Raw genomic sequence first — 19500 nt, 5'->3', positions numbered from 1 at the left:
TGCGTTGAACCAGACTCGTCGCTCATCTTTTTGTTTGAGCATGATCTTTTCCGAAAACCGGTTTCCACTTTTCGGGATCATGCTCTAGAGCGGTTCGGCATCTGCCGGAATCATTGGTTATTATGCGCGGACCTGATCCGGGCATTCATCTTGAAATGCTGCAATGGATGATGGTCGCGAGTGTCGCAGGCGAGCGAAGCGACGCCGTTCGTCGGACGAACACACCCGGCGATGACGTTCTCAAATCGTTTCTTTTGAAGCATGAACGGCCAGCGCGATATCCCGTTCTGACGTTGCGAGACGCGCGATGCGAAACAACGCATCGCCGCGCCCGATCCCGTCGACATATCTGTTTTCCCGAATTTAATGTGCAATATTTCTCGCTTGCAAAAAGTCGATAACGGCCGAGAGTAAACAACGGCCGCCGCATGACGCGGTTTCTTTCGAAAAGCTCACTCCCTCACGCCTTCGGCGCCAAGGGTTTGACCCGTGAAAGAAGCTCGGCCCGATCCGATTCAAACAATCGAACCCGCCGTTTCGAACATTTGATTCGGAACTGAACCCTCTGTCTCGAGATGAAGGTCTGGCTTCGGGTGAAGTCATGACGTCATCCGGGCTATCGCTTGGAAAGGGTCGATATGGTATCCGCTGCTCTGACGAATGATCCACACGCTCACGTTCACCCCACCGGTTGGCGGCGCTACGTGTATTCGACGAACCACAAGGATATCGGCACGATGTACTTCGTGTTCGCGATCTGCGCGGGATTGATTGGCGCGACCTTCTCGGTCCTGATGCGGATGGAGTTGCAGGAGCCAGGTCTCCAGATTTTCTCCAATCCGCATGCCTACAACGTATTCGTTACGGGCCATGGCCTGATCATGATCTTTTTCAAGCTGATGCCGGCGATGATGGGCGGGTTCGGCAACTGGATGGTGCCGTTGATGATCGGTGCGCCTGACATGGCGTTTCCGCGCATGAACAATATTTCGTTCTGGCTGCTTCCGGCGTCGTTTTCTCTGTTCATCATTTCGATGTTCGTCGAAGGCGAGCCCGGCGTGGATGGTGCCGGCACCGGCTGGACGCTCTATGCGCCGCTGTCGACAAGCGGTCATCCCGGCCCGGCGGTGGATTTCGTGATCCTCTCGTTGCATCTCGCGGGAGCATCTTCGGTTCTGGGCGCGATCAATTTCATCACCACGATCTTCAACATGCGCGCGCCGGGCATGACCATGCACAAGATGCCGTTGTTCGCATGGTCGGTCCTGGTCACGGCGTTCCTGCTGCTGTTGTCGCTGCCGGTGCTCGCCGGCGCGCTCACGATGCTGCTGACAGATCGCAATTTCGGCACCACTTTCTTCGCCGCCGAGGGCGGCGGCGATCCGGTGCTGTACCAGCATTTGTTCTGGTTCTTCGGTCATCCTGAGGTCTACATCATGATCCTGCCGGGCTTTGGGATCGTCAGCCATGTTGTCTCGACGTTCTCGAAGAAGCCGATCTTCGGCTATCTCGGAATGGTCTATGCCATGGTGGCGATCGGGGTCATCGGCTTCGTGGTCTGGGCCCATCACATGTACACCGTCGGCATGTCGAGCACCGCCCAGGCCTACTTTGCCCTCGCCAGCATGGTGATCGCGGTGCCGACCGGCGTGAAGGTGTTCTCGTGGATCGCCACCATGTGGGGCGGCTCGATAACCTTCAAGACACCGATGTTGTGGGCGACCGGTTTCGTATTCGTGTTCACGATCGGCGGCGTCACCGGTGTGGTGCTGGCGAATCCTGGCATCGACCGGGTCCTGCAGGATACCTACTATGTCGTTGCGCATTTCCACTATGTGCTGTCTCTCGGCGCGGTGTTCGCCATCTTCGCCGGCTGGTATTACTGGTTTCCGAAAATTACCGGATACATGTACTCGGAGTTTCTCGGCAAGCTGCACTTCTGGCTGACGTTCATCGGCGTCAATCTGGCATTCTTCCCGATGCACTTCCTCGGTCTTGCGGGGATGCCGCGACGCGTCGCCGATTATCCGGATGCATTTGCCGGCTTCAACTACGTCTCGTCGATCGGAGCCTACGTATCGGCGGCAGGCGCGGCCGTGTTCGTCGCCGGCATGATCTATGCCTTCGTTCGCAAGGAGCGGGCAGTGGCCAATCCCTGGGGAGTCGGTGCGACCACGCTCGAATGGTCGTTGCCGTCACCGCCGCCGTTCCATCAGTTCGAGACCCTGCCGCGCATCGACTGATCGACACTCGAGACCCCGGAGCGGCCGTGAGAGATGGATCCCTCGCGGCCGCTCCATTCTGTTGGCCCCCGTCATGCAGGACGGATGCCCACGCGCATGGCATATGCCGTCACGTCGCGGCGGAAGTCGGCGATCATCCGTTCGAACAGCGCGAACGCTTCGATCTGAAACTCCGCGACCACCTGGTGCGGCGGGAGCCGGCGGTCGCCGATCCGGCGCCTGAGATGATCGAGGCGCTCCGACTGCTCCGACCAGAGGTGATCGATCGACGCCATCATCAGCCGGCGAAGGATATCTGCAAACATGGTCTCGCCCATGCTGGCGATCTTGCCGTCGATCCAGCGGTCGGCTATGGCGCAAATGCGCTGTGCGAGCGCCTTTGCGTCGCCTCTGGAACCCGCGGTTGGAAAGCTGATATCGACGGCGAGGGTCAGGACGGATCGGATCGCGTGATCCAGTCCGGCGATGTCCCATGGGATGGCCGGAGCGGCGAACCGCTCGATCAGGTCGTCGATCGTTTCATGGCGCAGGCGCTTTGCCAATGTAATGGTATCGTTTCCGTCGCGAATGTCGCGGCGCAAATCGTAGACATGATCGCGCTGGCTTTGAACGATTGCGTCGAATCGCAGAAGTGCGAGGCGCCGATCGAAGCTGCGGGTCTCGTGCCGTTTCTGGGCCGCGCGGATCAGGCGGGTCGCGACCGACGATGCGATCGCGGCGGTCCGGTCTGCCGGCGGGACACCGATTGCGGCATTGACCAGGAATTCGTCTTCCAGTGAGGCATGGAAGATGGAGCGCCCCGGATCGCCCTGCCGCCCGGCGCGGCCGCGCAATTGTTCATCCATCCGTCCGTGATCGTGATGGGTCGTGCCGGTCACCAGCAACCCGCCTGCGGCGATCACCCGGGCGCGGGTGGCCTCGTCCGCATGTTCGCCGCCGAGCCGGATGTCGGTCCCGCGGCCTGCCATCGCAGTGGCGATCGTCACCGCGCCGGGAGCGCCCGCCTCGGCGATGATCCGCGCCTCGCGGGCATGATGTTTGGCATTGAGAACTGCGAACGTGCGGACCGTGTCGTCGTCCTGCGTTTGCTCGTTGCGCGGCCGCCAGCCATTGGCTTCAAGCATTGCCGCCAGCGCTTCCGATCGCGCAATGGATGGCGCGCCGATCAGCACGGGCTGGCCGCGAGCGGCTGCGTCTTCCACCTCCCGCAGGATCGCCCGCAACTTGCCGGCGGCAGTGGCGTGGAGCACGGATTCGTCGATCCGGATCATCGGGCGGTGAGTCGGAATCGAAATCACGTCGAGGCCGTAGATCTCGTTATATTCTCCGGCGTCGTTTCTCGCGGTGCCGGTCATGCCGGCAAGCCTGGCATAACGACGGAAATAGGTCTGGAACGTGATCGACGCCAGCGTTTGCGTTTCCTCGCCGATGGCGCAACCTTCCTTGGCCTCCAGGGCCTGATGCAGCCCTTCGTCATAGCGTCGCCCCGGCATCGGCCGTCCCGTCAGTCCGTCGACAATGGTCACGCCGCCGTCTGAAACGACGTAGTCGCGGTCGCGTGCAAGCACGACGTGAGCCCGCAGCGACTGCACGACGTGATGAAGCAGCGAAATCGAGGCGATGTCGTGCAGCGTCGTTGAGTCCTTCAGCAGTCCGCGTTGTTGCAGTCGCTTCTCGACTTCGCTGTATCCCGCCTCGGTCAGCGCGACGCGCCGCCGACGGTCGATCTCGTAATGCGAGGGCTGCAACGAGGCGATGACGGCATCGATCGCCTGATGAAAATCCGACCGGTCGCCGAGCGGGCCGAACAACGCCAGCGGCATGCCGGCCTCGTCGATCAGCGTGGCGTCGGCCTCGTCCACCAGAGCGAAGGCATGGCCGCGCTGGACGGTTTCCGCGAGGGAAAACTTCATATTGTCGCGCAGATAGTCGAAGCCGAACTCGCTGGCGACGCCGTAGGTGATGTCGCATCGATAGGCTTCGCGCCGGCTGTCGTCGTCCATCTCCTGGGTGATGACGCCGGTGCTCAATCCCAACAGATCGTAGAGCGGCCGCATCCAGCGGGCATCGCGCTCGGCCAGATAATCGTTGGGCACGGCGACGTGGACGCCTTCGCTGGTCAAGGCATGGAGCGTGCAGACCAGCGTGGCGGTCAGTGTCTTGCCTTCGCCCGTCTTCATCTCGGCGATATGGCCGTCGTGAAGCGCCAGGGCGCCGATGATCTGCGCCGGAACAGGGCGTTCGTTCAATGCGCGACGCGACGCCTCGCGGACCAGCGCGAAGGTCTCTTCCTTGATCCTGTCGAGGGCAATGTCGCTTTGGACCTGTCGTCGTAGTTCGGCGACGCGATCACGCAGCCCTTCGGCGGAGAGATGCCGGTGACCTGGCTCCAGAGCGATGATCCGGCGGGCCGTCGTTTCGTACTGTTTCAGATTTCCGCGGATGCCGAAGCTCAGCGCGCGCCGGGCCAGGCGCAGGATCATCGAAACTCAAAAAGGATCGGCATCGTAAATGCGAACTGCGTTCCGCCTACGTCCTTGGGCGGTTCAGGCAATGGCTGGGCGCGTTGCAGCAGTTCGAGCGTTTCGCGATCGAGGGCTTCCGATCCGCTTCCTTTTACGATTCTGCTGGAGACGATGCGGCCCTGACGATCGACGACGAAAGTCACCTTCGAGGTGCCTGTCTCGTGATGCGACTGGGCTTCGCGCGGATATCGCTTGTTGCGTTGCAGATGCAGGGCCAGTTGTCTCTTCCAGCTTACCAGCCTGGCCTTGCGTGCCGCCGCGGCCGTCGGCGCCGTCGTCGCCGACGCGGCAACGAGCGGCGGCGTTGCGTTCGGCGTCTTTTCTTTCTCGTCCTTCTTTTCCTCTTCCGGCTTCTTCTGGTCGGGAGGGGTTTCGAGCGCGACGTCGGGTTCGACGACCTGCGGAAGCGGCGGCTCGGGCTCCGGCTCCTTCTCCGTCTTGACTTCGGCCTTCTCCTGAGGCGGAGGGGCTTCGTCAGTCTGCATCTGCTCCTCGCCGGGTGCGACGTCCCGGGCCTGGGCCTCGCGGAAAGACTCCGTGGTGAAATCCACTTCGATGGCCGTCACGGTGTCGTAGGTGTCGCCTTCTTCCGGAGTCATCAGCAACGCCGCGGCGACCGCGCCGTGCAGCGACAGCATCGCGACGAAACAGGTACCCCAGCGCAGCAGGTCGTGCCGTGTTATGCGACGATAGGGAATATTCATTGCGCGCTCCCGCCGGATTGCGTCGCGTTGCCGGACTGCGAGCCCGCGGACTCAAGCCCGACAAGCGCGATCTTCAGGTAGCCCGCTCCCCGCAGATCGTTCATCAGGGCCATCACCTCGCCGTAGGGGATGGTCTTGTCGGAGCGGACGAACAGCCGCTTGGTCCGATCGGACGAGGTCAGGGCGTCAAGCGAGCCGGCGAGATTGGTGCGCGAGATCGGGTTTTCGCCGACTGCGATCGTCCGGTCGGCCTTCAAGGTGACAAAGATCGGTTTGTCGGGTCGCGGCTGTCTGACGGCCGTCGATGCCGGCAGATCGACAGGAATATCGACCGTCGCCAATGGCGCGGCGATCATGAAAATAATCAACAGCACCAGAATGACGTCGATGAACGGCGTCACGTTGATGTCGCTGACCTGCGCCATCTCGTCTTCGGGCGATGCTTGCTGAAGCTGGGCGCCCACGCGTGTTACTCCGCGGCTCGCTGATGGGGAATCATCTCGGCCCGGTTGAGATCCCTGCTCACCATGCGCATCAACTCCGCAGAACCGTCTCCCAGCAAACCGCGGTAGCCGGTGATGGCGCGCGCGAACATATTGTAGACCATCACCGCCGGAATTGCGGCGACGAGTCCCATCGCCGTCGCCAATAATGCCTCGGCGATGCCGGGCGCGACGACGGCAAGGTTTGTGGTTTGCGATTTCGAGATGCCGATGAAGGCATTCATGATGCCCCAAACCGTGCCGAACAGGCCGACGAACGGCGCGGTCGATCCAATGGTGGCCAGAATGCTGGTCCCGCGGGTCATGCGCCGTGACGCGGCGGCCTCGATACGGCTGAACAGCGATGCGATCCGTTCCTTGACGCCATCATGGTTCATGGCGTCCTGCGATCGACGAATCTCATCGCGCGCGGCGTGGGTCAGGGTCGCGATATCGCTACCGGCGTGCTGCAGTATCTTGTTCGCCTCCTCAAGGGAGTGTGCGGCTTCCACACGGTGGAGGTCGCGCATCAGTTTGCTCCGCGCGCCGAGCAATTCAATCGTTTTCGCAAGCCACACCGACCACGTTACGACCGAAGCGAGGGCCAGGCCGATCATCACCGTCTTCACGATGTAATCGGCAGCCAGGAACATGCCGATGGGCGTCAACTCATGTGGAAGAATCGACTCGGCAACGTCGGCTATTTCCGCTGCGGGCGGCGCCTGATGTTCAGACGGTGGCGCGGCCGGCGTGGCCTGCGGTCCGGCGGGCGATAGCTGAGGCGGCGGCTGCTGCGATGCGGGTTGCGCCGTCTGCGGCGCGAGAGAGGCTGGCGGCGTGACCGTCGGAGCTTGTCCGGAAGAAGTCGCCTCGTGCGTGGCGGGCTGCGCCGGGGGCTGTGCGCCGACGGTGTGCGGGGCGAGCGACAACATCAAAAAAGATGCAAGCGCGATCGCAGAAGCTTTTGCGGTTCGCGTTCGCTCGTTGCGCGCCGTCCTGCTCGAGAGGTTCGGAGACAGCTTCATGTTGGTACGCTCTATGATCATGCGCTGTTCTGGACCGTTCGCGCGGGGACGAAGACGGATGCGCAAGCATCCACGGTTGGTCTAGCGTCTGATTTTTTTGAATCAAACAGGGAAACGGCGCGTGCATCTTAGAATCTCTTTAAGACGAGCGGCGCGACGGCACGGTTGCTTCCGCTGTCACGCGTTGATTCGTCGTCACGCCATAAGAGTTTGCTGCCCGCATACCATTCTGCTCAGCGATCTCAAAAAGCGAGGTACGAATGTCCGCTGCGATATCGCGACACGGATGAGCCTGCGACATTCGGTCTCAATCGAAGGCGACGAAGACTAGAACCTCTATAGACTGCTGCGAATTGCTGCGCGCGAGTGTTGCTCACCGAAAATTTTTAGCTAATGACGAGCGACGTTGCGGATACCGATTTATGTCTCTGCGATGTCAGCAATCAAGGATGGGGCGAATGGGCATTTCATCGGTAGCTCACGTGAGCAATGCAAGTAACGGCGACGGAGCAGCAGGACATTCATCAATCGTCGGATGGGGCAAGGCGATGATCGGCGTCGCCGCAGTGATGCTGATCCCCGACTCCGCCGACGCTCAGCCCGCGTCCAGCGCCGACGATCTTCCGCAGGTTCGCGTCACGGCGCCGAAGCGGCAGGCCAAGAAAAGAACCGTGCACCGCGCGCCGGTACGGGCTGCGCCTGCGCCGGTTGCCGCTCCGCCGAGCAACGTTCAGGTCAACCCGATCGTTGGTGACGGACATGGCGTCACCGGCTATCAGGCTCCCGCGCAGGCCGGGATTTCGCGTCTCGGCGTGCCGCTGCGCGATACGCCGCAGACCGTGAATGTGGTGACCCAGCAAGTCATTCGGGATCAGCACCTCACCAGCATGGAGGAAGCGCTGCGAACGGTCCCGGGCATCACGTTCAGCGCCGGCGAGGGTGGCCAGCAGGGCGACAGCCCGTTTATCCGCGGCTTTACCGCGCGTGGTGATATGTACCGCGACGGCTTGCGCGATCCCGGCTGGTATAATCGCGACCTGTTCAGCGATGATCGCGTCGAAGTTCTCAAGGGACCTTCGTCGTTCGCCTTCGGTCGCGGCTCGACCGGCGGCGCGATCAATACGGTGTCCAAGCTGCCGACCGGCGCGACGTTCTTCGACGGAGCGATCAGCGGCACCAGCGCCGCGGGATATCGCGGCACCCTCGACGCCAGCGGCAAGCAGGGCAATGTCGCCGGGCGCATCGCGGCGCTTTATCAGGACGTGCCAACGCCGGACCGCGACAGCGTCTTCACCCGGCGATGGGGCGTCGCGCCATCGGTCGCCTTTGATGTGACCGACCGCGACAAGATCACGTTGAGCCATATTTATCAGGGCGAGCAAAGCGTTCCCGACTACGGCCATCCGTGGCTGCCGGCGCCGATGGTGAACGGGGCCGGCACCGGAGTCAGCGGAGGCTATTATGGCGACGGCCGCGCAGTGACGCCGATACCGGTGCCGCGTAATACCTTCTACGGCAATAAGGTCGGGCCATATCGCGACATCGTGGAAACGACCACGAACATCACGACGCTCAAGTTCGACCACGAGTTCGACAACGGCTTCAAGCTCACCAATGCCACACGGTATGTCGACAACCAGCGCTATGCCGCGCCAACGCCGCCGCGCGGTCTCGGCGGCAACACCAATACGGCTTTCACGAACACGTCTGCCAGCCCACTTTCCCCGGTGTTCTACAATTATCCCGTCGATCAGATGACGATGTTGCAGGAGCACTGGAATACGCAGACCAACGACGCCTTGCTGGTCAACCAGACCGACCTGGTCGGGAAATTCGATACCTGGGGGCTGACGCATACCCTCGCCACCGGCATCGAGGCCAGTCATCAGACCCGCTATCAGCGGGGGCGCACCAATTTCTGGTGCGTATCGACGCCGGGCGCTTATTGTCGAACCAGCGTGATCGATCCGGTGTCGCAACCGGTCTATCAGGGGCCGTTCGGCAACGTGAATCGCACCAAGATTGATACCATTGCGGTCTATGCGTCCGACCAGATCAAGATCAACCAGTATTTTGAATTGCTCGGGGCGGTGCGCTACGACGATGTGCGTGCTTCCTATCGCGACCCGATGAATGCAACGCCCGCCAACCGCGCGTTCGATTCCCACGACCGGCAGACGAGCTGGCGCGTCGGCGGCGTTTTCCACCCCACCCAGCAATCGAGCGTCTATGTCGCGCATGGCACCTCGTTCAATCCGTCGGCGGAATTCGGCACGCTGTCGTCGGGCACGGTGTCGCTGGCGCCCGAAACCAGCACCACCACGGAAGTCGGCACCAAGATCGATTTTCTCAATGGGCGGTTGAGCTACACGGCGGCGTTATTCCATATCCTCAAGGAGAACGCGCGCATCGCCAATGCCGGACCCGATGCCGCGACCATGCCGACGATTCTGGCGGGCGAACAGCGGGTCCAGGGCTTCGAAACCGGGTTGGCGGGAAAGCTGACCGACCTCTGGCAGATCTTCGCCGGCTATACCTACCAGGATTCCTCGATCGTCAGCGTTCCCGCGACGGCCTCGGCGGCGGATCGCTACTCCGTCGGCAAGCAGTTGCCGAATACTCCGGAGCACGCCTTCAGCCTGTGGACGACATATGACTTCACGCCGCAACTGACGGTCGGCGGCGGAGCCACCTATCAATCGAAAGCCTATGCCAACACCGCCAATACCATCTACGTGCCCGAATACTGGAAGTTCGATGTGATGGCGAGCTACAAGGTCACGAAGGAATCGACGTTGCAGCTCAACATCTACAACCTGACCGACGAGCACTACTACGCGCAGTATTATGGCGGCCATGCCGTTCCGGCAGCCGGCCGCTCGGCGATCCTGACCTATCGCTATCACTTCGAGCCGCCACCGCCGGTTCCGGATTATCCGGTAAAGGCTGCGCGTTACGTGAGCAAGTAGCCGGCGTCACGGTCGATCGCGAAAGCGGCAGTATCGGAGCCGGCGTCGTAAGGCGCCGGCTCCTTATCTCGAGGAATGTCCCGGTGCTGGTGCGAATTCCGAATGTCCTGACGTCGGAGCAGGTGAAGCACTGCCGCGAGGTGATGGCGCGCGCGGCATGGGTGGACGGCCGCGTCACGGCCGGGCATCAATCGGCCCAGGTGAAGCGCAATCTGCAATTGCCCGAGGGAACGCCGGAAGCTCGCGAGCTCGGCGACATGGTGCTATCCGCGCTGAACCGGAATCCGCTGTTCATGTCGGCAGTCTTGCCGAAGACGATCTTTCCGCCGTTGTTCAATCGTTATGACGCCGAGGGCGAGATGAATTTCGGCTCCCACGTCGACAATGCCATTCGCACCGTTCCCGGGACCGGAATTCGCGTGCGCACCGATGTGTCCTCGACGTTGTTCCTGTCATCGCCCGAGGAATACGACGGCGGCGAACTGGTGATCGAGGATACCTACGGCATGCATTCCGTGAAGCTTCCGGCCGGCGACATGATCGTGTATCCCGGCACCAGCGTGCATCATGTCACCAAGGTGACCCGCGGTTCGCGCGTCGCGTCATTTTTCTGGACCGAGAGCATGATCGCCGAGGTCACGAGACGCGCGATGATGTTCGATCTGGATATGTCGATCATTCGCCTCAACGCCGACCATCCCGAGCACCCCTCGGTGGTGTCGCTGACGTCGCTGTATCATAATCTGCTGCGACAGTGGGCGCAGACCTGACCGCGAAGCCCGACTGAAAAACACAAGGCGGCGGACAAGTCCGGAAGTCAAGCCAGCATGGCATCGAGGGCTGGAGTGATCCGTTCAGCGATGCTGTCGCCGTCGTTGCCCGTGAAGCGAATGAGAGCTGCGAGTTGGTGCCTGACGGCGAACTCGGTGGCGGCGTTCGGACCCAGCACCATCAACGCCGTCGCGTAGGCATCGGCCTCCATGCAGGAGCGGTGCAGGACTGTCGCGGTGATCATGCCGTTGGCGACCGGCGATCCGGTTCTCGGGTCGATGGTGTGGGAAAAGCGCCGTGCGCCACGCGTGAATCCTCGCTCGCAGCCGGACGTCGCGATTGCAAGATCGTGCAGGGCAACCAGGATTGGCTCGGGGGTTGGGCTGGCCGAAAGATGGACGGGCCGGTCGATCCCGACCCACCACGGGTTGCCGTCGGGCTTGACCCCGCATCCCCGCAATTCGCCGCCGATCTCCACGAGCGCATGGTGAATGCCAAGCTCAAGCAAGGTCTCCGCCACCAGATCGACGGCGAAGCCCTTGGCGATACCGCAGAGATCGATCGACGCGTAATTGCGACGACGCAGACGGCGGGCTTCGGCGCAGAGGTCGAGTTGCCGCCATCCGCAAGCCTGATGAAGCCGGGCGATCTCATCCGGCGGCGGCGGTGTTTCGCGAGGTCCGCTCGGGCCGAAACCCCAGAGGTCGACCAGCGCGCCCACGGTCGGGTCGTAGGCGCCGCCGGATTCCTCAGCGATACGCAGCGCGCTCGCCATCACCCGGCCCAGCTCGCGCGGCAGCTCCTGCCACTGGTTCAGCGGCAAGCGGTTGAACCGGCTGACGTCGGACTGGTCTTCCCACGGGCTCATCTGCGCGATCACGCGATCGAGCGCGAGGGGTATCATCCGGCGCAGCGTCTGCAGGCTGGCGGCCGAGCCGACGAACTTGACCGACCATGTCGTGCCCATGGTCGTTCCGCTCAGTTCCTGCATGCGCGACCCGGCGGGAATGGCGGGTGGCATCGCCGTCACCGACGGGATAGCCACGCGCCGGAAGGCCGAAGCCGTCATCACCGTCGTTACTGCGGCAGCACTTCGACCGTGGCTGCGTAGCTGCTGCGGCGCTGCGCGTTCTTGATCGTGCTCTTGTCGTCTCGCACCGATGCGCTCATCCAGTAGAAACCGGGTCCCGGCCATGTGACGCTGAAGGCGCCGGACTCATCGGTGGTGACCTTGCTGTCGTTCAGCTTGTCGCGATAGCGGATCCCTCCCGGGACGATCTCGACAGCAACGTCCCGGGCCGGCTGTCCGTCGAGCATCAGGCGGAACGTTGCCTTCTCTCCGGCCACGAGGTTGTTCGGGTGAGTGACCGGAACCATTTCAAGTCCAACGCCGGTCGGTTTCAGCGTGTCGGACGAAGGCTTCCCCGATGTGACGAAGGATTCGATGCGGCTGCGGCTTTCGGTGACCTTGACGTCGGTCGCCTTGGCGGGAATGGCCTTCGCCAATTCTTCCGTCTTGCCGCGCCATCGCTTGTTCTGGCCGTCCAGCTTGTAGCTCGCGAACATACCCTGATTGGCTACCATCAATTTGTAGGTGCCTGGCTGCGCCAGCTTGAAATCGAAGGAGCTGCGAAAGCGGCCCTTTGCCATGTTCTCCGGCGTGACGGCCTTGCCGTCAGGACCCTCGATCGACAGATTGTCGAGTTGCATCGGGTGATGCTCGAAATAGAACAGGTCGTTGGAGATGGCGGCATCGACGGTGACCCAGACGTCCGGTCCCGACAAGACGGTGGCCGACGGCAGCAACCAGCCGCGATGCGCCTGCGCGGGCAGAGCAAGCAGCGAGACCGCGGCTGCGATCAGGGCGAGTTTGAGAGGGTGGGTCATGGCGAAATCCCTTTCCTTGAAAGCTGGATGCGCGGCAAATGCGCGGCGTATTCGTTGGCCCGGCGTGGCGGTTCAGAAGTTCGCCTCGGCACCGGGATCAAGGGGTCAATTTCAACGAGACCGAGCCAAGCTCGCGTTCGCCCTTGGCCGCGCCGGTTGCGGGAGCTTTCGGCGGCCATTCGAACGGAATTTTCAGCAACTCACGGCCGCCGACTTCGCGAGCGGCTTCGATGACGAGTTGATAGCTGCCCGGGGTCAACCTATCGAGGGGTTTGCCGGCGCCATCGAATTTGATCTGATGGGTGCCCGGCGCTCGAGTGGGGCTCGACAGTCCATCGACCGGCATCGTCAGCTCGCGGCCGGTGCGGCGCCACCATTGCCGCATGTCCTTGAGCCATTTCGTGCCCTCTTTATCCTTGTGCTTGATGTCGTACCACACGGCAAGATTGGTGACCTTGCCACCACCAGCCGCCTCGACCCACATCGCAACGTAGGGCTTGTGGTACTCGGCGACGTTGAGCTGCGGGATATCGATGTCGATCGTGGCTTCGGAAGCCAGCGACGAGCCTGCGGCGAGGGTGGTGAGCGCGGCGGATATCAGGAGACGCATTGTTGACCTTCAGCTATGAATGAGAAGAACAGCGAGCAGTGTCGGAATAATCAGCCCCATGCCGACCACGGGCCATGTGGCGGGGCGCCGCTTGGAATGAAGCTGCAGAAGCAACAGACCGGTGAGACAGAAGATGACCGCGGCGGCCGCGAATACGTCGATGAACCAGCTCCATGTCTTGCCGGCATGGCGGCCCTTATGCAGATCGTTGAAATAGGCGATCCAGCCGCGGTCCGTGACTTCATAGGACACCGCGCCGCTGTCGCGCTGGATGCTGAGCCACGCGTCGCCGCCGGGCCGCGGCAATGCCACATAGACTTCCTGGTCTGACCATTCGGTGTCGCGGCCGGCGGTGTTGACGCCGATCTCGCGTTGCAGCCATCCGCTGACGCCGGGCGGCAAGGCCGCCTTGAGGGAGCCGGGCTCGGACTTCAGATCGTTGGTCAGGGCCTGCGGCAGTTGCCCTTCGCGCATCGTCACCGTCGGCTTGGCCTCGATTTTTCCGGCATTGTTCAACGTGATTCCGGTGAGGGCGAACAACAACATGCCGATCAGGCAGAGACCCGAGCTGATCCAGTGCCATTGATAAAGCTGGTTGATAAAGAAAGCGCGACGTTTCTTTCGCTGCCAGAGTTCGTCGCTTCCGACCATCAATCTGGAATTGTCCATTCGTCTCGCCGCGCTGTCGGATTTCATAAATCGAAGAGGTACGAACGGCACCGGTCGCCAGCGTGATTTGTTTACCGAAGCCACCCGTGCTTTGCTACAGGACGAGATTAGGTTTGTTCTAAACTGAACCGACTCATAACGCGGCTCGATGCTCTGCTGTTTGCTTGCGGCGTCACGCGACGGATGGTGATATTTGGCCGCGCAAGCGGAGCGGCGAGCAGCGAGGCATGGGGCCCGGCGCGACGGCGATAACGGTTCTGCATCGGCGCGACCTTGAGTCGCACGATCGCTCGAAGTCGCGCAGCGATGAGGGAGGGACACCGGATCGGTTTCACCGTCCACCGTTTCGGCGCGAACGAGGGCGGAATGGTATGACCGGCCCACTGGTACGGCGGCTGCATATTTTCTATATCATCCGACGTCGGTGTCCGGATTCCGCGGGGGCTCATACCCGTGCAGGATGCGAATGCTGGAATCGGAACCGGGTAGATCAAGGGTAGGACGACTATGACCTCGACAATCGACAGGGATGGCGCGGCCGAAAGCCGCGTATTTGAAGCGGATGTCGCCAAGCTGCTCCAGATGATGGTGCACTCGGTCTATTCCGATAAGGACGTGTTCTTGCGGGAGTTGATCTCGAACGCCGCGGACGCCTGTGAGCGGCTGCGTTATGAAGCAATCAGCGATTCCGCGTTGCTGGCGGACGACACCAGGCCGCAGATTACCATAATTGTCGACGCGGAACGGCGGCAATTGGCGATCGAGGACAACGGCATCGGCATGAGCCATGACGAGATGGTCGACGCGCTGGGAACGATCGCCCGCTCGGGCACCAAGGCCTTCATCGAGCAGGCCAAGATCGAGCAGGCGAAGTCTGCCGAGGCAGGCGACGGAGTGAATCTGATCGGTCAGTTCGGGGTCGGCTTTTACTCTGCCTTCATGGTGGCGGATCGGGTCGACGTGATCTCGCGGCGCGCCGGTGCAGGCGAAGTCTGGCGCTGGTCTTCTGACGGCAAGGGGACGTTCACGATTACTCCGGTGGAGGAGAGCGAGGGCCCTGCGAGAGGCACCCGCGTGCTTCTTCACCTGACGGAAGAGGCCAAGGAATATACCGACAGGCCCAAGCTCGAACAGATCGTCAAGGAGCAATCGGGTCATGTGCCGGTCCCGATCATGCTTGTCGAGAAGCCCGGAGCGGCCCCGACCGAGATTGCCGATGGCGCGGCGCTGTGGACCAAGCCGCGCGGCGAGATCAGCGCTTCCGACTACGCCGATTTCTACCGCAGCGTTGCTGGTCAATTCGACGAACCGGCGCTCACGGTGCATTTCCGCGCCGAAGGGCGGCAGGAGTTCACCGCGCTCCTGTTCGTGCCGCGAACGCGGCCTTTCGATCTGTTCGAGACCGATCGCAAGGGGCCGATCAAGCTCTACGTGAAGCGTGTCTTCATTACCGACGACGCCGATCTGCTGCCACGCTATCTGCGGTTCGTGCGCGGCGTCGTCGACTCGTCCGATCTTCCGCTCAATATCTCGCGGGAAATGATTCAGGAAAGCCCGGTTCTGGCTGCGATCAAGAAAAGCATCACCGGCCGGATCCTGAGCGAGTTCGAGAAGCTCGCAGAGAAAGACGCGGCGGCTTACGGAAAGATCTGGGATGCCTTCGGTCCGATGTTCAAGGAAGGCATTTATGATGCCTACGACCGGCGCGACGCCATTCTCGGACTCTGTCGATTCAAGACCACGGCCGGATCGTTGCGAAGCCTCAAGGACTATGTCGGCGCGTTGAGGGACAACCAGACCTCGATCTATTATCTCGCCGGGCAGGACGCCGCGCGTCTTGCGGCATCCCCCCATCTGGAGGGTTTCCGCGCCCGCGGCGTGGAGGTTCTGCTATTATCCGATCCCGTCGACAGCTTCTGGGTGACGTCGGGACCGAGCTTCGATGGCAAGCCGTTCAAATCCGTGACGCAGGGCGGAGCCGATTTGGCGGCGATCCCGCGTGTCGACGCGGGCGCCGAGCCCTCGCAGGACGTCAGTGCTGATGTCACGGACTTCCTCTCCTTTCTCAAGGCGACGCTCGCCGATCTGGTTTCCGACGTGCGCTCGTCCGAGCGTCTCACCGACAGCCCTGTCTGCCTCGTGGCGGCGGAGTCGGGACCTGATCGGCAGCTCGAAAAAATTCTTGTCGGCGTCGGACAACTCGCCGGCGCGTCCAAGCCGGTTCTCGAGGTGAATCCGAAGCATCCGCTGATTGCTTCTCTGGCGGCGCTTGGAGATAACGACCGCGCGTTCAAGGAGGATGCGGCGCGAATGCTGCTCGACGACGCACGCGTGCTTGACGGCGATCGTCCCGGCGATGCGCTTGAGTTTTCCAGGCGCCTTGTCCGCCTCGTTGAACGGAGCTTGCGTGGCTCGTCGGCTTAGCTTCCGCGGCTTGTGCAAGCGTCGAATCCAGGGTCCGGTTCAACTGCGTTGAATCGGATGCCTGCAATGTCCGGCCGTGAAGGCACGACGCCGGATGATCGCTGATCTCGCCGCATCGTCGGCGTCGCCGTCGATCAGGGTGGATATTTTGGCGGCGCATGAATAGCGGCGCGAACTGGTATCCATGCTCGGGTCAAGCCCGAGAACACGCTTCACTCGAAGATGTTTAGCTGGAGGGAGAACGGAGAGACCGCGCGCCAATGCGGCCCAGAAGAATGTCTCTCAAGACGACCGCATTGTTGTGTGCTTCGTCGTGAGCCCCGAAGACGAGCGTTATCCGGCCTGATCGGGCGCAGGCGCGCAGTTCGTCGAGTTGCTCCGGGTGTTCGTGAATCTCATCCGCGTATCGCTGCCGGAATTCCTGCCACCGGGCCGGATCATGCCCGAACCATTTGCGCAGTTCGGTGCTTGGCGCGATATCTTTGATCCACTGATCGACGGCGGCGTCAGCCTTGCGAAGGCCCCGTGGCCACAAGCGGTCAACCAGTATCCGCGTGCCGTCGCTTTTCGCGGGAGGCTCGTAGACTCGTTTCAACTTGATGTTCTCGGCTGCAAGCCGTGTCATTTGGTTCTTCGTTCAGATGCGGGTCACACCATCGCGTCTGGCGATTATTGAACGCGGCAGCCGTCCGCTCAGTCGCCTTGCCCGGGGTTTGCCGAGAAATATTGCTCCAGCTTGCCGGTAACCCCGTCGAAAGCCTTCGCATCCGCAGGCGCGTCGCGCTTGATGGTGATATTGGGCCAGACCGAAGCGTATTCGGCGTTCAGCTTGAGCCAGTTCTCGAGTCCCGGCTCGGAATCGGCGAAGATGGCTTCGGCCGGACATTCCGGCTCGCAAACGCCGCAGTCGATGCACTCATCGGGATTGATGACGAGCATGTTGTCGCCTTCGTAGAAACAGTCGACGGGACACACTTCCACACAATCCATGTATTTGCACTTGATACAATTTTCGGTGACAACGAAAGTCATCTCGAAGACTCCACGAGAACAGGAACCGGATAGAACAGGAACTGGATCGGCCTCGGCGCCAACGCATCCACGGTCGCGACCACCATATACCCACAAGCTCATGGTCGGGAAGCTGTTGTCGCCCGCCACCTCGTGAGCCTGATCCGGACATCGGCAAGGCTGGGACGAGATCGGTGCGTCACGGCCTCCTTCCATAAGATATATCGTTAATGCATCTTATATGCCGACTTTCGCAAAAAATCAATATTACATGGTAGTTTTCAGGCGTCCGGTGGTCTGAAACGCATCAAAGCCATATTACGACCGCGTTGTGGAACTGCTCGAGCGCGATGTTGGCAGGATTGGAATTACGTTCTCGTTATGGCTCAGATCGTTGCCGCTTCTCTGCCCACATTGTGGCATCGACTGGAAAGAAGGGATCAAAGGAGGTGACATGACGGAACTTTTGTCGTCGGAGGCGCGAAGAGCGGCGCTCGAGGCGCTGTCCGGCTGGTCAGGGGTGGAGGGCCGCGACGCCATCGCGCGGGTTTTCACGTTTCGGGATTTCAATGAGGCTTTTGGTTTCATGACGCGAGTCGCGTTGGTCGCCGAAAAGAACGATCACCATCCGGAATGGCGCAATATCTACAAGACGGTGGAGGTCGTGCTCGCGACCCACGACGCCGGCGGAGTGACCGAGCGCGACATCAGGCTCGCCAAGGCGATGGACGCGATCGCCCGGCAGTGCGGCGGCGCCTGAACGGAGCGATGTCCATACTTGCGGCGGGGAAAACAGCTCCCACGTAAGAGGGAACTGGCAACCGCAATTCAGGGCTCCGACGATGGCATCCGAACACAGCGTGGGATTCGAGCCGGCCGACCGGCTGGCGCAGGATCGCGACAGCGTGCGCCGGCAATTCTGGAGCAAGCTGAAACGCGTCGTCGCTCACCTGCCGTTCGCCGAAGACCTGTTGGCCGCCTATTACTGCGCTTTCGACAAGCAGACGCCGCGCCATGTGCAGGCGTCGCTGCTCGGCGCCATCGCCTATTTCATCCTGCCGTTCGATTTTGTTCCCGACGTATTACCGGTGCTCGGTTTCACCGACGATGCCGCCGTGCTTGCGACCGCCATCAGGATCGTCGCGGGCAATATCAAGCCGGAGCATCGCGAGGCCGCGCGTGCGGCGTTGAAGCGTGGCATAGGGAACGAAGTGGCCTGAATGCTCCGTGCATGATCTACTGGTCCATGATGCGACCGTGCGGGGTGGCCGCGCACGCGATCATGGCCTGCTGCCGCCGTTATCCGACCGCTCGCGTCACCGCACGTTCAATTGCACGGTTTGCACTGCTGCGATTGAGTTCACGATCGCGGTTTCGGCATTCGCTTCAGAACGCACGGAATATTCGCGCAGTTCGCTTGCGAATCGTGATGCAAGCCGCAAGGATGGGGCCGCCTTCACAAATCAGGCATTTCCGGCTATTCCCGATGATGCGTGATCCGCGCACGTCAAGCGATCTTCCAGTCACATGATGAAGGACGAGATTTGATGATGTCTATGCGGCAATTGCTGACAGTTCTGGTGGGAAGCCTGCTGGGAGCGGGTCTTGCTCCCGCATTCGGCGCGCCCACGGCCGGCAGCTCGGAGCCAACGCTGCTCGGACAGTTCGGCGCGTGGGGCGCCTACACCGCATCGCCGAACGGCAAGAAGGTCTGCTTCGCTCTCTCCAAGCCGACCTCCTCGAAAACCAATCCGCCGAACCGCCCGCGCGATCCGGCTTACGCCTTCGTTTCGACCCGGCCGGCGGAGAAGGTGGTGAACGAAGTGTCGGTCACGATGGGCTATCCGCTCAAACCCGGCTCGGAAGCCACGTTTGAAGTCGGCGGCGCGAACTTCGAGATGTACACGCAGGGCGATGGCATCTGGATCAAGAACGCCGCCGAGGAAGACCGGCTGATCGACGCCATGCGCAAGTCCGCCGACGCGACCGTCAAGGGGGTGTCGTCCAGGGGGACGCAAACCACCGACGTCTTTTCCCTCAAGGGCTTGTCACAGGCGCTGGACAAGGTCGCGCAGGATTGCAGGCGCTAGCGGCCTGAAGTATTTGCCGGCTTTTCAGGGGGCCGCGAAAGGCTTATGTCATGCGGCATGAGCGAAGCGCCCCGCAACTTGAACACCGGT

At 61.7% G+C, this 19500-nt stretch carries 17 protein-coding genes; 7 read left to right on the top strand and 10 right to left on the bottom strand.

Going from position 1 to position 19500, the window contains the following annotated elements:
* Positions 1 to 638 precede the first annotated feature (638 nt).
* Entirely contained in the window at positions 639 to 2243 is a 1605-nt protein-coding gene (gene ctaD / locus ACMDCM_RS12710) for a cytochrome c oxidase subunit I (protein WP_412773893.1), read from the top strand.
* Between the two features lie 71 nt (positions 2244 to 2314).
* Here the strand turns inward: ctaD and ACMDCM_RS12705 are convergent, their stop codons facing one another.
* The 4 genes from ACMDCM_RS12705 to exbB are packed head-to-tail and all read right to left on the bottom strand — an operon-like array spanning position 2315 to position 6979.
* The gene (locus ACMDCM_RS12705; protein WP_412773892.1) at positions 2315 to 4726 is read right to left on the bottom strand and encodes a preprotein translocase subunit SecA; all 2412 of its coding nucleotides are present in this window, start codon (positions 4724 to 4726) and stop codon (positions 2315 to 2317) included.
* Positions 4723 to 5472, bottom strand: a complete 750-nt coding sequence (locus tag ACMDCM_RS12700; RefSeq protein WP_412773891.1) for an energy transducer TonB — start codon at positions 5470 to 5472, stop codon at positions 4723 to 4725. The genes ACMDCM_RS12705 and ACMDCM_RS12700 overlap by 4 nt, the downstream gene beginning before the upstream one ends.
* Positions 5469 to 5936: a TonB system transport protein ExbD gene (gene exbD / locus ACMDCM_RS12695; protein WP_412773890.1), complete on the bottom strand. Its 468-nt coding sequence runs from the start codon at positions 5934 to 5936 to the stop codon at positions 5469 to 5471. Before exbD ends, ACMDCM_RS12700 begins: the two co-directional genes overlap by 4 nt.
* 5 nt (positions 5937 to 5941) lie before the next feature.
* The gene (gene exbB / locus ACMDCM_RS12690; protein WP_412773889.1) at positions 5942 to 6979 is read right to left on the bottom strand and encodes a tonB-system energizer ExbB; all 1038 of its coding nucleotides are present in this window, start codon (positions 6977 to 6979) and stop codon (positions 5942 to 5944) included.
* A 458-nt stretch (positions 6980 to 7437) separates the two neighbouring features.
* Here exbB and ACMDCM_RS12685 point away from each other — a divergent pair, with 458 nt between their 5' ends.
* On the top strand, positions 7438 to 9948 hold the full coding sequence (locus tag ACMDCM_RS12685; RefSeq protein WP_412773888.1) for a TonB-dependent receptor: 2511 nt from the start codon (positions 7438 to 7440) through the stop codon (positions 9946 to 9948).
* An 83-nt stretch (positions 9949 to 10031) separates the two neighbouring features.
* The gene (locus ACMDCM_RS12680) at positions 10032 to 10718 is read left to right on the top strand and encodes a Fe2+-dependent dioxygenase (RefSeq protein ID WP_412773887.1); all 687 of its coding nucleotides are present in this window, start codon (positions 10032 to 10034) and stop codon (positions 10716 to 10718) included.
* A 47-nt stretch (positions 10719 to 10765) separates the two neighbouring features.
* Here the strand turns inward: ACMDCM_RS12680 and ACMDCM_RS12675 are convergent, their stop codons facing one another.
* The 4 genes from ACMDCM_RS12675 to ACMDCM_RS12660 all read right to left on the bottom strand — a co-directional run bounded on the left by ACMDCM_RS12675 (position 10766) and on the right by ACMDCM_RS12660 (position 14227).
* On the bottom strand, positions 10766 to 11788 hold the full coding sequence (locus tag ACMDCM_RS12675) for an FAD:protein FMN transferase (RefSeq protein ID WP_412773886.1): 1023 nt from the start codon (positions 11786 to 11788) through the stop codon (positions 10766 to 10768).
* Between the two features lie 8 nt (positions 11789 to 11796).
* A complete protein-coding gene (locus tag ACMDCM_RS12670) occupies positions 11797 to 12606 on the bottom strand; it encodes a DUF4198 domain-containing protein (RefSeq protein ID WP_412773885.1) in 810 nt (269 codons plus the stop codon).
* A gap of 97 nt (positions 12607 to 12703) precedes the next feature.
* Positions 12704 to 13216 (bottom strand): DUF2271 domain-containing protein, encoded by a 513-nt coding sequence (locus ACMDCM_RS12665; protein WP_412773884.1) that lies wholly within the window; start codon positions 13214 to 13216, stop codon positions 12704 to 12706.
* A gap of 9 nt (positions 13217 to 13225) precedes the next feature.
* Positions 13226 to 14227: a PepSY-associated TM helix domain-containing protein gene (locus tag ACMDCM_RS12660; RefSeq protein ID WP_412773883.1), complete on the bottom strand. Its 1002-nt coding sequence runs from the start codon at positions 14225 to 14227 to the stop codon at positions 13226 to 13228.
* Positions 14228 to 14392: 165 nt separating this feature from the next.
* Between ACMDCM_RS12660 and htpG the strand changes: the two genes are divergently transcribed.
* Entirely contained in the window at positions 14393 to 16309 is a 1917-nt protein-coding gene (htpG, locus tag ACMDCM_RS12655) for a molecular chaperone HtpG (protein WP_412773882.1), read from the top strand.
* 226 nt (positions 16310 to 16535) lie between these two features.
* Here the strand turns inward: htpG and ACMDCM_RS12650 are convergent, their stop codons facing one another.
* The gene (locus tag ACMDCM_RS12650) at positions 16536 to 16934 is read right to left on the bottom strand and encodes a DUF488 domain-containing protein (protein WP_412773881.1); all 399 of its coding nucleotides are present in this window, start codon (positions 16932 to 16934) and stop codon (positions 16536 to 16538) included.
* A 68-nt stretch (positions 16935 to 17002) separates the two neighbouring features.
* The gene (fdxA, locus tag ACMDCM_RS12645; protein WP_412774747.1) at positions 17003 to 17341 is read right to left on the bottom strand and encodes a ferredoxin FdxA; all 339 of its coding nucleotides are present in this window, start codon (positions 17339 to 17341) and stop codon (positions 17003 to 17005) included.
* 433 nt (positions 17342 to 17774) lie between these two features.
* Here fdxA and ACMDCM_RS12640 point away from each other — a divergent pair, with 433 nt between their 5' ends.
* The 3 genes from ACMDCM_RS12640 (at position 17775) to ACMDCM_RS12630 (ending at position 19410) form a co-directional block, all read left to right on the top strand.
* Positions 17775 to 18080: a 4a-hydroxytetrahydrobiopterin dehydratase gene (locus tag ACMDCM_RS12640; protein WP_412773880.1), complete on the top strand. Its 306-nt coding sequence runs from the start codon at positions 17775 to 17777 to the stop codon at positions 18078 to 18080.
* Between the two features lie 82 nt (positions 18081 to 18162).
* A complete protein-coding gene (locus ACMDCM_RS12635; protein ID WP_412773879.1) occupies positions 18163 to 18540 on the top strand; it encodes a YkvA family protein in 378 nt (125 codons plus the stop codon).
* Positions 18541 to 18867: 327 nt separating this feature from the next.
* A complete protein-coding gene (locus ACMDCM_RS12630; RefSeq protein ID WP_412773878.1) occupies positions 18868 to 19410 on the top strand; it encodes an invasion associated locus B family protein in 543 nt (180 codons plus the stop codon).
* Positions 19411 to 19500: the final 90 nt, after the last annotated feature.

The sequence above is a fragment of the Nitrobacter sp. genome, assembly GCF_047149785.1.
Taxonomy (GTDB): Bacteria; Pseudomonadota; Alphaproteobacteria; order Rhizobiales; family Xanthobacteraceae; genus Nitrobacter.
This window is presented reverse-complemented; position numbering and strand designations above follow the sequence as displayed.

What these genes read in the sequence shown, in the direction of transcription:
- htpG (WP_412773882.1), top strand. Translation starts at nt 14,393, where the DNA reads ATGACCTCGACAATCGACAGGGATGGCGCGGCCGAAAGCCGCGTATTT.
- ACMDCM_RS12705 (WP_412773892.1), bottom strand. Translation starts at nt 4,726, where the DNA reads ATGATCCTGCGCCTGGCCCGGCGCGCGCTGAGCTTCGGCATCCGCGGA.
- exbB (WP_412773889.1), bottom strand. Translation starts at nt 6,979, where the DNA reads ATGAAGCTGTCTCCGAACCTCTCGAGCAGGACGGCGCGCAACGAGCGA.
- ACMDCM_RS12675 (WP_412773886.1), bottom strand. Translation starts at nt 11,788, where the DNA reads ATGACGGCTTCGGCCTTCCGGCGCGTGGCTATCCCGTCGGTGACGGCG.
- ACMDCM_RS12670 (WP_412773885.1), bottom strand. Translation starts at nt 12,606, where the DNA reads ATGACCCACCCTCTCAAACTCGCCCTGATCGCAGCCGCGGTCTCGCTG.
- ACMDCM_RS12665 (WP_412773884.1), bottom strand. Translation starts at nt 13,216, where the DNA reads ATGCGTCTCCTGATATCCGCCGCGCTCACCACCCTCGCCGCAGGCTCG.
- fdxA (WP_412774747.1), bottom strand. Translation starts at nt 17,341, where the DNA reads ATGACTTTCGTTGTCACCGAAAATTGTATCAAGTGCAAATACATGGAT.
- ctaD (WP_412773893.1), top strand. Translation starts at nt 639, where the DNA reads ATGGTATCCGCTGCTCTGACGAATGATCCACACGCTCACGTTCACCCC.
- ACMDCM_RS12630 (WP_412773878.1), top strand. Translation starts at nt 18,868, where the DNA reads ATGATGTCTATGCGGCAATTGCTGACAGTTCTGGTGGGAAGCCTGCTG.
- ACMDCM_RS12685 (WP_412773888.1), top strand. Translation starts at nt 7,438, where the DNA reads ATGGGCATTTCATCGGTAGCTCACGTGAGCAATGCAAGTAACGGCGAC.
- ACMDCM_RS12640 (WP_412773880.1), top strand. Translation starts at nt 17,775, where the DNA reads ATGACGGAACTTTTGTCGTCGGAGGCGCGAAGAGCGGCGCTCGAGGCG.
- ACMDCM_RS12635 (WP_412773879.1), top strand. Translation starts at nt 18,163, where the DNA reads ATGGCATCCGAACACAGCGTGGGATTCGAGCCGGCCGACCGGCTGGCG.
- ACMDCM_RS12700 (WP_412773891.1), bottom strand. Translation starts at nt 5,472, where the DNA reads ATGAATATTCCCTATCGTCGCATAACACGGCACGACCTGCTGCGCTGG.
- ACMDCM_RS12650 (WP_412773881.1), bottom strand. Translation starts at nt 16,934, where the DNA reads ATGACACGGCTTGCAGCCGAGAACATCAAGTTGAAACGAGTCTACGAG.